This window comes from Sphingobacterium spiritivorum, from assembly GCF_016725325.1.
GTDB lineage: Bacteria > Bacteroidota > Bacteroidia > Sphingobacteriales > Sphingobacteriaceae > Sphingobacterium.
This window is the reverse complement of sequence record NZ_CP068083.1, coordinates 3,110,022-3,121,355: the sequence shown is the minus strand read 5'-3', so window position 1 is coordinate 3,121,355 and position 11,334 is coordinate 3,110,022. Positions and strand designations below refer to the sequence as shown.

At 39.8% G+C, this 11,334-nt stretch carries 11 protein-coding genes; 7 read left to right on the top strand and 4 right to left on the bottom strand.

From position 1 onward, the window contains the following. Positions 1 to 72: 72 nt before the first annotated feature. Positions 73 to 954, bottom strand: coding sequence for a glycerophosphodiester phosphodiesterase family protein (locus tag I6J02_RS13035; RefSeq protein ID WP_201678322.1), 882 nt, complete (start codon positions 952 to 954; stop codon positions 73 to 75). 281 nt (positions 955 to 1,235) lie between these two features. Between I6J02_RS13035 and rlmF the strand changes: the two genes are divergently transcribed. Continuing rightward, positions 1,236 to 2,150 carry a 23S rRNA (adenine(1618)-N(6))-methyltransferase RlmF gene (gene rlmF, locus I6J02_RS13030; RefSeq protein ID WP_201678321.1) on the top strand — a complete coding sequence of 305 codons (915 nt, stop codon included), beginning with the start codon at positions 1,236 to 1,238 and terminating at the stop codon, positions 2,148 to 2,150. A gap of 108 nt (positions 2,151 to 2,258) precedes the next feature. Here the strand turns inward: rlmF and I6J02_RS13025 are convergent, their stop codons facing one another. Beyond that, positions 2,259 to 3,287, bottom strand: coding sequence for a helix-turn-helix transcriptional regulator (locus I6J02_RS13025; protein WP_201678320.1), 1,029 nt, complete (start codon positions 3,285 to 3,287; stop codon positions 2,259 to 2,261). 357 nt (positions 3,288 to 3,644) lie between these two features. Between I6J02_RS13025 and I6J02_RS13020 the strand changes: the two genes are divergently transcribed. Next, the gene (locus tag I6J02_RS13020; RefSeq protein WP_201678319.1) at positions 3,645 to 5,066 is read left to right on the top strand and encodes an RtcB family protein; all 1,422 of its coding nucleotides are present in this window, start codon (positions 3,645 to 3,647) and stop codon (positions 5,064 to 5,066) included. 44 nt (positions 5,067 to 5,110) lie between these two features. Here I6J02_RS13020 and glmM read toward each other — a convergent pair whose 3' ends face one another. After that, positions 5,111 to 6,493: a phosphoglucosamine mutase gene (gene glmM / locus I6J02_RS13015; RefSeq protein WP_201678318.1), complete on the bottom strand. Its 1,383-nt coding sequence runs from the start codon at positions 6,491 to 6,493 to the stop codon at positions 5,111 to 5,113. A gap of 197 nt (positions 6,494 to 6,690) precedes the next feature. Here glmM and I6J02_RS13010 point away from each other — a divergent pair, with 197 nt between their 5' ends. Continuing rightward, positions 6,691 to 7,281 (top strand): phosphatase PAP2 family protein, encoded by a 591-nt coding sequence (locus tag I6J02_RS13010; RefSeq protein WP_201678317.1) that lies wholly within the window; start codon positions 6,691 to 6,693, stop codon positions 7,279 to 7,281. Then, positions 7,278 to 8,063, top strand: a complete 786-nt coding sequence (locus I6J02_RS13005) for a ZIP family metal transporter (RefSeq protein ID WP_201678316.1) — start codon at positions 7,278 to 7,280, stop codon at positions 8,061 to 8,063. Before I6J02_RS13010 ends, I6J02_RS13005 begins: the two co-directional genes overlap by 4 nt. A gap of 87 nt (positions 8,064 to 8,150) precedes the next feature. Here I6J02_RS13005 and I6J02_RS13000 read toward each other — a convergent pair whose 3' ends face one another. After that, a complete protein-coding gene (locus I6J02_RS13000) occupies positions 8,151 to 8,621 on the bottom strand; it encodes a MarR family winged helix-turn-helix transcriptional regulator (protein ID WP_002999220.1) in 471 nt (156 codons plus the stop codon). 109 nt (positions 8,622 to 8,730) lie between these two features. On the opposite strand from I6J02_RS13000, the gene I6J02_RS12995 reads away from it, so the two are divergent. Genes I6J02_RS12995 through I6J02_RS12985 form a run of 3 tightly spaced genes read left to right on the top strand, consistent with a single transcriptional unit; the run spans position 8,731 to position 11,212 of the window. Continuing rightward, the gene (locus tag I6J02_RS12995; RefSeq protein WP_002999223.1) at positions 8,731 to 8,967 is read left to right on the top strand and encodes a ferrous iron transport protein A; all 237 of its coding nucleotides are present in this window, start codon (positions 8,731 to 8,733) and stop codon (positions 8,965 to 8,967) included. A gap of 1 nt (position 8,968) precedes the next feature. Beyond that, a complete protein-coding gene (gene feoB, locus I6J02_RS12990) occupies positions 8,969 to 11,050 on the top strand; it encodes a ferrous iron transport protein B (protein WP_201678315.1) in 2,082 nt (693 codons plus the stop codon). 6 nt (positions 11,051 to 11,056) lie between these two features. Next, complete coding sequence (locus tag I6J02_RS12985) at positions 11,057 to 11,212, top strand: hypothetical protein (RefSeq protein ID WP_201678314.1); 156 nt, start codon at positions 11,057 to 11,059, stop codon at positions 11,210 to 11,212. Positions 11,213 to 11,334: the final 122 nt, after the last annotated feature.

Genomic DNA, 11,334 nt, shown 5'->3' with positions numbered 1-11,334 from the left:
CCAAAAAGCTAAGAAGGAGCTTAAAAAAAGAGCTCCAGGTTTAGTATTTTAAGCAATGAATTAAACGTTTTCCTATCTCAAAGCCTGTGAAACCTCTAAAGGCAGGTCAGACTCCAGTATAGAAGCTCCATCCTCAAAGACCGCACGGTATTGCTCTGCTCTGGCTTCTTTGCTGCTTAACTTATCATAGGTCGGGGCTGTAGAAATCATACACATCACTGATTTGGAATGGAAAAAGTCATACATCTGCTGATTGGCTGCTTTCACTTCAGGACCGATATATACTATCATCCGGTTATAAGGCAGTCCTGACGCTTTAAACTTATCCAGTGCAGATTGATCTTTGATATGCATGGACATATACTGATCAGGGTTTTTATCCAGATAAAATTTAGCCTGATCTACATTATGCACCGTGACCCAAACCCAACTGTAAGCATTATGTTTTTTGATAATACCGGCAGTCATTTCCATAGGCAGATCTTTTTTATCAAGATTGAGGATTGTCTTTCCTTTAGCCCAGTCTATGACTTCATCCAGTGTATTGATGTGGTAAGGGGTTACATTACCGGCATGGTCTTTAAGCTTCAGCTTTTTCAGCTCCTTCCAGGTGTAATCCGATACTTTTCCTTTTCCATTTGTGACGCGCTCCAGATCAGCATCGTGCAGTAAAACGGCAATACTGTCTTTTGTAAGGCGGGGATCAATCTCAAAGATAGCGGGAGTATGTCTTAACACGGCCTCAAAAGCCGGGATAGAATTTTCAGGAAGCCCTTGCTCTATTGTCCCCCGATGTCCGCTTATTATTTTTTTACCTGGTGTATACTGAAAAGCTTTGTACATATCCCCTACCGTGTTATAATTCTGTATGTGAAGTTTTTGAGCAAAAGCATTTGAAATAGTATAACAGGTAACCAGAATCAATGGCAGAAGCAGTTTGCAATAGGTGTTCATACGTATATAGTTTATTTTTAAGGATTACAGGAATAGCCGAACCAGATATAAAGAACATATCAAACAACTCCTTCACTTGTGTTTGTACAGCCTTCACGATATGGATATTTCACAGGTATTATTCTGACAGTGAAAATAAGAATTCCAGTTTAACAAAATGTAATCTTTTTGTTTCCCTGAGATCAAGAATCTGCAGATCCTGACGATTAGTCACAGTCCTATAATTTTATACATGTCCGTAAGGATTTAAATCTTACCTTTGTTTTTTTAAAATTCATCATATGAAACCGTCCCCAAAAGAAATAAAAAAGACCCTTCATTCGCGTAATAAACATATTTCGGGTTACGATTTTCAGCGTTTAACGAAAAAAAATCCGAACCTGAGCGGATTCTTAATCACAAACCCTGCAGGGCAGGTCACTATTGATTTCGCCGATCCAAAGGCCGTATTTGAACTTAACAAGACATTATTGCTTTTACATTACGATCTGCAACATTGGGAAATTGGTAAAAACAGTCTATGTCCGCCAATTCCGGGCAGGGCGGATTATATACATTATGTCGCTGATTTACTGGCGAAAGACCACAATGGAAATATTCCCCGTGGCCCGCAGGTAAAAGTGCTGGACATAGGAACAGGAAGCAGTCTGATCTATCCGATCATCGGACATCAGGAATATAAATGGTCATTTGTAGGTACAGATATTGATGCGCAGTCTCTGCATCATGCTTATATGAACAGCTCCAAAAACGAAGCATTGAAAAAATCAATCGTTTTGAGAGAACAGAAAGATAAGGCACATGTATTTGCAGGTGTGATATTACCGGGTGAAAAATATGATCTGGTGCTCTGCAACCCTCCCTTTTATGGTTCACGGGAAGAGAACTGGAAAAGTACAACCAGGAAATTTCAGAATGTCAATAAGAATAAAGAAGCTCTTCCGGTTCAGAATTTTGGAGGTAATGCCAACGAACTTTGGTATGAAGGCGGGGAAAAAGCTTTTATCCGTACGATGATCTATGAAAGTATGGATTACCAGGCACAACTGGGCTGGTGTACAACATTAGTCGCAAACAAAGACAACCTGAAGCCTTTAGTTGCTGTTCTCGAATTTAAGAAAGCAAAAGATATCGAAATCATCAAAATGGAACAAGGCAATAAGATAAGCCGGATTCTGGCCTGGAGATGGTCCTAATTGTATACAAAAAATGATAAACTGAAGCCGCTGTTTTTATAACAGCGGCTTTTATATAGTATTGCCGGTACTTCCATATCCATTTGAAAGCAAATCGCTACCGAAAAGCTAACTCTTATCTGTTGGATTATAAAGTTCATTCATTTTGTTTATCCTCCTCGCAATCCGGGTCTGCAGATTACGGGGAGAAAGCACTTTAATGCATTCGCCGAAACCCAGGATTTCGCGTTCCAGCTCAAAATTGAGCACCACATCCAGACGAATCAATATACTCCCGTTTTCTTTACGATCCAGCAACTGCTGAGAACTATGTATGGGTTTGGTCAGTACATAATCTGCATTGTAAGCGTCCACTTCCAGGATGATCCGCTGTCCCCTGTCTTTCTCCGTCTTAGTGACACCAATGACATCAGAATAGTATCTTTCAAAATCCACCCCATCGTATTCCACAAAACCATCCTTTGCCATTTCTTGTATCTCTTTCATACGATCGAGTGCCAGTGTCAGTAACATCTTTCCTTTCCGGGGTTTACATATCATAAACCAACGGTTACGATATTCCTTCAGCAAATACGGATAGTAGACGCTTTCTGTAGGATATTGAGACTTAAAGGATTGATAACCGATCAATAAAGGGATCTTCTGTCGTATAGCCCGATGGATAACAGGAATCCAGTCCAGCCCCCGCAGCAATTTATTTCCTTCCAGCTGTATGGTACTTCTTTCCGTTTTGCCGGTTTTATGAAGACTATTTTCCAACCGGGCAATCAAATCGCTCATTTCATCAAAATAAGAAAAGCCATTAAGGTGTTTCAGTACATCAACGACTTCTTTCATTTTGTCCATATCGGCAGTTGTCACAGGAGAATTGCTGATGCTGTATTCCCGATCCGAATAACTGTAAAACTTGCGGTCTGTAACTACAATCGGTGCATTATATCCCAGCTTATCGCTTCGCATAAGTTGAATATCCGCCTGTACAGTCCGTCTGGAAATCCCGTTTGTAATTCCTTCATACTCGTACAGAGCATCGGCTACTTTTTCGATAAGATCATCCAATGTCCATTTTCGGTGCCTGTTTCGGAGGCAATCATCAATCGTTTTATAGCGTATCAGGGCGAGCTTATTAGTTGCCATACTATCAGGTTTTTTTAATGAATGGGAATATTATCGTCTATTTTGATTTTTAAAAGTAATCAATCCGCACTATATCTGCGCAATCAAACTGCGCAATAAAGCAAAAAAAAGATTTTAAAATCTAAATTTTAAAATTAAAAAACTAACAATCAGACACTTAAAACTTTAAAACAATATAACATCTATCTGCGCAAAAGCACTGCGTCATACCTCTTGCATCTTTGTATTGTCAGGTCGATGACTTGAGAAGCTCCGGAGATACAGGTTGGAATCCTGTCACCTGCGAGAGGTGTAGCTTAAAGGCATAAAGCGCCGGTTAGAAACAATAAAATTTTTAATAATTTGCATTATACAGATATGACACAACGAATTAATGGCAATGATTTACTTGCCCTGGGATATAAAGAGAACTATTCATTAGGTACAGCGCTCAAAATCAACAAGAAAAGATTAGGATTTAGCAGAGAGGAAATGTTAAACCGTTATAAAGAAATTCTGGGAGATCCGGAAGCTTTTCTGAATGACCCTATTTTTTCTCCGCTGGCTCAGGTGCTGATAGATGAAAACAATATACCTGCCGACGATACGATTCCATTGATTGAAGATCCAAAAGATTACGAGATTTATGGTTCAGAACAAATCGAGGATGGGGCCAAACATCAAATGAATATTGCGATGAAACTACCTGTAACAGTAGCAGGTGCCCTGATGCCCGATGCGCATCAGGGATACGGTCTTCCGATTGGCGGTGTACTTGCTGTAAAAAATGCGGTTATCCCTTACGGTGTAGGAGTAGATATAGGTTGCCGAATGGCTTTATCTGTTTACGATATACCTGCTGACAAGCTAACGGAAAATAAAGAAATTTTTCAGAAAGAGCTGCTTGACAATTCCCGCTTTGGTGCGGGACACGGATTTTTAAAATATCAGCGAAGCGATCACGCTGTACTGGACAATATTTTGTTTGACGAACATCCTCTGATCAGTACGCTCAAGGATAAAGCCTGGTCTCAATTAGGAACTTCAGGTGGAGGCAACCATTTTGTAGAATTCGGAATTATTGAATTCAAAGAAGCTGATACCACATTAGGAATACAGGCTGGTACTTATGTCGCTTTACTGACGCACTCCGGATCACGTGGTCTTGGTGCAACGATTGCCGCACATTACACAAAGATTGCTAAAGAGCTATGTAAATTACCGTATTCAGCGAGCAACCTTGCTTATCTTGATCTGAACAGTGAAGCCGGACAGGAATACTGGATGGCGATGAATCTTGCCGGGGATTATGCTTCTGCCTGCCACGAGATCATCCACACAAAAATGGCTAAAGCACTAGGCGCAACAGTATTGGCGAAGGTAGAAAATCACCATAATTTTGCCTGGAAAGAGAAATGGCATGAAGAAGAGGTCATTGTACACCGAAAAGGAGCAACTCCTGCAGGTAAGGGGGTACTGGGGATTATCCCGGGATCAATGACTGCACCCGGATTTCTGGTAAGAGGAAAGGGAGAACAAAACGCTATTAATTCTGCTTCCCACGGAGCAGGACGTCAGATGTCACGTACACAAGCCATCAAGACTTTATCTAAAAAAGCATGGAAAGAAATGCTAACAGACCACGGTGTAACGTTACTGGGAGCCGGAATGGATGAAGCGCCAATGGCTTATAAAAATATCCATACTGTGATGGAAGCACAGACAGATCTGATCGATGTGCTGGCTACCTTTTCACCAAAAATCGTTCGAATGGCTGATGACGGGAGCCGCGAAGACTAATCTGCTGCAATAAAAAACGGGCACTGAAAAGTGCCCGTTTTTTATTATTTAATAATTTCTTCAATCTCCCGAATTATCTTCTGTGCAATTGCTTCTGCAGCAGCTGCTGTCGGACCCTCGGAGTAAATCCGAATAATAGGTTCGGTATTAGATTTACGGAGATGTACCCATTCATTGGCAAAATCAATCTTCAGTCCATCGATAGTCGAATGATCTTCGTGTTTGTATTTTTCTTCCATTTTTGCCAGCAGATTATCAATATCTAATTCTGGTGTCAATGTGATTTTATTTTTAGACATATAATACTGAGGCAGTTCAGCACGATACTCGGACACCTTTTTACCTAATCTGGCCAGATGCGTCAGGAAGATAGCCACTCCGACCAATGCATCACGACCGTAGTGAGATGCCGGATAAATGACTCCGCCATTCCCTTCTCCACCAATCACTGCATTCACTTCTTTCATTTTGGTCACCACGTTCACTTCACCTACAGCAGCTGCAAAATATTCACCACCATGTTGGACGGTCACATCACGTAGTGCACGTGTAGATGAAAGATTAGATACCGTATTGCCTTTTGTATGCTGTAAAATATAATCTGCAACGGCCACTAAAGTATATTCTTCTCCAAACAGCTCTCCGTCTTCCATCATAAATACCAGACGATCTACATCCGGATCCACAGCGATACCCAGATCAGCAGCATTTTCTATAACAGCTTTGGAAAGATCTGTCAGATGTTCTTTAAGAGGTTCCGGATTATGTGGAAATTGTCCGTTTGGCTCGCAATGAATTTTATATACTGTCTTTACTCCCAATGCATCCAGTAATGCGGGAATAAATAATCCTCCGGTGCTGTTCACCGCATCCACGGCAACTTTAAAATTAGCATTACGTACCGCTTCTACATCCACAAGATCCAATGCCAATACATCATCTATATGTTTTTGCAGATACGAATCATTCTTTTCAACCTTGCCTAATTGTTCTACTTCTGCAAAGTCAAAATCAAGACTTTCACCCAGGCTCAGGACTTCTTTGCCTTCAGCATCATTGATAAATTCTCCTTTATCATTCAATAACTTCAATGCATTCCATTGTCCCGGATTGTGAGACGCAGTCAGAATAATTCCTCCTCCTGCATTCTCTTTCGGAACAGCTATTTCTACTGTAGGTGTCGTTGACAACCCCAGATCTATCACATCAATACCGATACTTTGTAAGGTGCCGATCACAAGATTGCTAACCATCTCTCCCGAAATACGGGCATCGCGTCCGACAACAATTTTATTATTTCCGCTTTTTTTGACAATGATTTTGCCAAATGCAGCTGTAAATTTAACTATGTCAATCGGAGTCAGACCTTCTCCTGACCGACCGCCGATTGTACCTCTAATGCCTGATATTGATTTTATTAATGTCATCTCAAATTATGTTTACCGGGTAAATTTAAGAGAATAGCTGTATATTTTATAATTAACTGTTTCTTTTTTGCTGAACTAACCGTATATTTGTTGCAACAAAGTTTCATTTGATGGAATTATTTCTGTAGGTATAAATTATTCTTACTTTTGGTATTGGTTTACCTCATACAGACACTGTTCATCATTAAATAGAAAACATGATTCAACAACTTATTGAAATTGACCAGGCTATCTTTTTAGCCATTAATCAGGGACTTAGTAATCCCTTTTTTGACTGGTTACTTCCTATTCTCAGAAACCCATATACCTGGGCTCCTTTATACTTATTCCTGGTGATCTTTTTCATTAAGACATATGGAAAAATGGGGATTCTGATCGTGGTTTTTACACTTGCAAACTTTGGTATTTCGGACGCTGTTTCTTCTCATCTTATTAAGAAAACGGTGAAACGTGTACGTCCGTGTAATGACATTGAATTCAAAGAAGAAGTCAATATCCGGGTCAGGTGTGGCTCCGGTTTTAGCTTTACTTCTTCGCATGCCACCAATCACTTTGCAATGGCCTTTTTCTGGATTGTACTTTTCCGCAGAAAATGGAAACATACACTTTGGCTGGCTATTACCTGGGCGACGCTAATCAGTGTATCCCAAATATATGTCGGTGTACATTATCCATTTGATGTCCTCTGTGGGGCACTTCTGGGAATTTGCATCGGATTACTGACCGGAAATCTGTTTAAAAAACTGAGGCCGGACTTTTTTAATTCGACTTCTCCAATAACTGAATGAGCGCAACCCTTATCATAGCAATTTTATTTATTTCCGCTTTATCCAGCGGAATCGCTGTCTTTTTTGTCAAAAGAGACAACACCAGCAACCTCAAACTGATACTTTCCTTTAGCGGGGCTTATCTGTTTGCGATCACTGTACTCCACCTGATACCACATGTATATCAGGCGTCCAATACCGACCCCGGGATTATCGGGCTTTATGTACTTGGTGGCTTTTTGTTTCAGCTTGTACTGGAACAATTTTCTCAGGGTATAGAGCACGGGCACATCCATAATCACGGACATCAGGCATTCCCTATCGGAATCATGATAAGTCTGTGTCTGCATGCTTTTCTGGAAGGAATGCCTTTAGCATCCGCCCATCAGAGTGAGCTGGTATTTGGCATTGCGATACATCATATTCCTGCAGCTTTTGCTTTGGGAAGTTTATTGCTAAACACCAAACTGACCAAAACAAAGATTAGTGTGTTCATCATTATTTTTGCAGCAATGACTCCTCTGGGATTTTTATTAAGCAAAGGTATCAGTGCAGGAGAAGTAGGAAATATTCAATTGTATTTTGATAAAATCATGGCCGTAGTTATTGGTATATTCTTACACATTTCTACGACAATACTATTTGAATCAGGTTCGGCAGATCATCATCATTTCAATAAGAAGAAAATGATTGCTGTTGCTTTGGGTGTGGCCGTATCACTGTTCAATTTCTTATTTGACAGTCATGATCATGGCGATCATCAAGGTCACGATCATACTGAACAGCATGATCATCCGCATTAATAAATAGATATCCTGAATAGCAGGTATCTAAAAAAGTGTCATTCGTTTTCAGACAAATGACACTTTTTTTATAAGCTGTTATTTCTTCTATTCTTCACCCGAACAGAGTGATCCTCTCAGTTTGTCCAGCAGATCACTTAGTTTTTCACAATCCTTTTCTTTAAAATTCTTTGGCAGGATGTCATTAAGCAGCATAACCTCTTCCAGTTCTTCCAATACCTGTAATCCCTTGTCCGTGATCAGCAAATCCACGGATCTCTTATCTCCTGAACTTTTACATCTGGAGATCAGATCCTTTGCCACCAGACGATCCATCAGTCTGGAAATGTCCGGAGTATTTGTTAACAACCGGCTTTTCAGCAGATTATTGGTTGCCGGATTCGGATATTGACCACGAAGAATACGCAGTGCATTAAATTGTTGCAAAGTAATCTGCTGCTTTTCAGCGCGCTTTTCCAGAATTTCGGTCAATTTATTCGCAGTAAAAACAAGATTAACCGTCACTTTATGCCACTCGCTTTTGAACTGTCTGACTTTTAATTCTTCCTCAATCTTCATAATTAGTCTAAATAAATTTAATACACTCAAATGACAAGGTTTCCCCCTATTTCCTCAAAACAATTACTATATTTGGGGTTTAATTGTTCATTAACTTTAAATATACAAAATGCAGCACAATAATAGCTTGGATAAATTAAAAAAAGGCGAAAGAGCAAAAATACTTAGTTACACTTCTACAGATATCCCTGCCAAATTCTTTGAAATCGGCTTTCTTCCGGGTATCGATATTGAAATAAAACATATTGCTCCGTTTAATGGTCCAATTTGTGTCAACATTCTTCAGAATAACGCCCTTATTGCATTACGCAAATCCGAAGCTAAACATATAATTGTCGAGAAATAGCATGAAGTCCCCTATAATAGCCCTGCTAGGGAATCCCAATGTTGGTAAAACATCCCTATTCAACAAAATCACAAAGTTACATCAAAAAGTCGGAAATTATCCCGGTATTACAGTAGAAAAACGTGAAGGAACGGTTAGTTATGCAAACCAAACCTATCGTGTTATCGATCTACCCGGAACCTACACGCTGTTTCCCAATTCTCTGGACGAGGAAATTGTATTCAACACCTTACATAACAAGCAAGGAAACAATTTTCCGGATCTGGTTGTAGTGGTGAGTGAGCCTACACATCTGAAACGATCCATCGTACTCTATCAACAAGCCAGAGAACTTGGTTTACCTGCTATTTTTGTAATGAATATGATCGACGAAGCCAAAACAAAAGGCATACACATCGATCTGCCAAAGTTAGAGCAATATTTACAGACTAAAGTTTATCAAACAAATGCCCGGACCGGGGAAGGTATAAATGAAGTCATCAAACAGTTTAAATTTATACCGGGAAATTATTTTGGAAGTTTAGCCATTGATGAACAGTTTCATGCTGCACTGGATGAAGCCAAAAAACTATTTCCGCTGGAAACAGAATATTCCACCTGGCAGTTTCTGGCCCAAAATAATGTAGACTTTTTATCCAACGACAAAAGAGCAGCATTAAATGATATACGTTTGAGATATAATCTTGATACGGCTATGCTGCAGAAAAGTGAATCTCTGATCCGGCATAAACTGATTGATGAAAAGTTACAAGATATTATATCCTACAATCATCAGGAGAAAAAAAGTATCACACATGGCATCGACCGTATATTATTACACCCGCTGTGGGGTTACGTTATTTTCTTCGGCCTTCTTTTCTTAATGTTTCAGGCCATATTTGCATGGGCATCTCCGCTGATGGATTTTATTGATGAGACATTTGCTTCTCTTTCTGCATACGTTCAGGAATTGCTTCCTGCCGGACCTGTTACAGGCCTTCTTACAGATGGTATCATTGCCGGTATAGGTGGTATCGTTATTTTCGTTCCGCAGATTGCTATCTTATTTCTGTTTATCTCATTGATGGAAGAGACAGGATATATGAGCCGTGTTGTTTTTCTTATGGACAGATGGTTGCGTCCATTCGGACTTAACGGTAAATCCGTTATTCCGCTTATGTCCGGAGCTGCCTGTGCTGTTCCCGCTATCATGTCTGCAAGAAATATTGAAAACAGTAAAGAACGGTTAATCACTATGCTGGTCACTCCTTTTATGACCTGTTCTGCCAGACTGCCGATCTACATAGTTATCATAGGACTTGTTATTCCGGAAACCAAATTTTTAGGATTCAACATTCAGGGTATTACTTTATTTGCGCTATACATCCTTGGTGTAGTCAGTGCGTTAGGTTCAGCCTGGTTATTAAGCAAAATGCTGAAGAGCAAACATAAGACCTTCCTGATTTTTGAATTACCGACCTATAAACTTCCTGACTGGAGAAATGTAGCCATGAATGTATGGGAAAAATCTTCCGGTTTTATTATCAATGCAGGTAAGATCATTCTTGCCATGTCCATTATTCTCTGGGTATTAGGAAGCTTCGGCCCCGGAAAATTCAATCGTGCAGAAGAAATAGTAAATCAGCAATACCCTGATGCTAGCGAAGAAGAACTGGAGAATCATATCAAATCCTTTGAGTTGGAAAACTCCTTTTTAGGTATATTAGGTACAACGATAGAACCGGCTATTGCACCATTAGGCTATGACTGGAAGATGGGTATAGGTCTGATTTCTTCCTTTGCGGCCCGTGAAGTATTTGTCAGTACGATGGCCACTGTTTACGCCCTTGGTGATACAGATGACGAATCTACCATACAAGGACAGATGCGTAAAGAGATCAACAGAAATACCGGATTGCCGGCATACAATTTTGCATCCGGAATTTCGTTATTACTTTTTTATGCCTTTGCTATGCAATGTATGAGTACCATTGCTATCGTTAAAAAAGAAACAGGTTCCTGGAAACTGACTCTTTTACAAACAGGACTCATGACAGGACTTGCATATATAGCAGCATTCATCGCTTATCAACTTTTAAAATAGACGATTATGACGAATGAAATCATACAATACAGTATCATAGCAGTTGTTTTTATTGCAGCCGTGATCTTTCTTTACCGCAAAATGAAAGGTTCATCCAAAGGAAGCTGCGGATGCTCCAAAGGAGCGTGTTGTAATGTAAACGAATCTGCAAAGCAACAATAAACAATCTACAAAGGGGGCTACGACAAGCTCCCTTTTTTTTGTATTCCTCCCTCATTTTCAAAGATCTTCCTTATTCGAAAAATATTTCTGAAAAAAAATGAATTATTTTTTGTGGAATATGG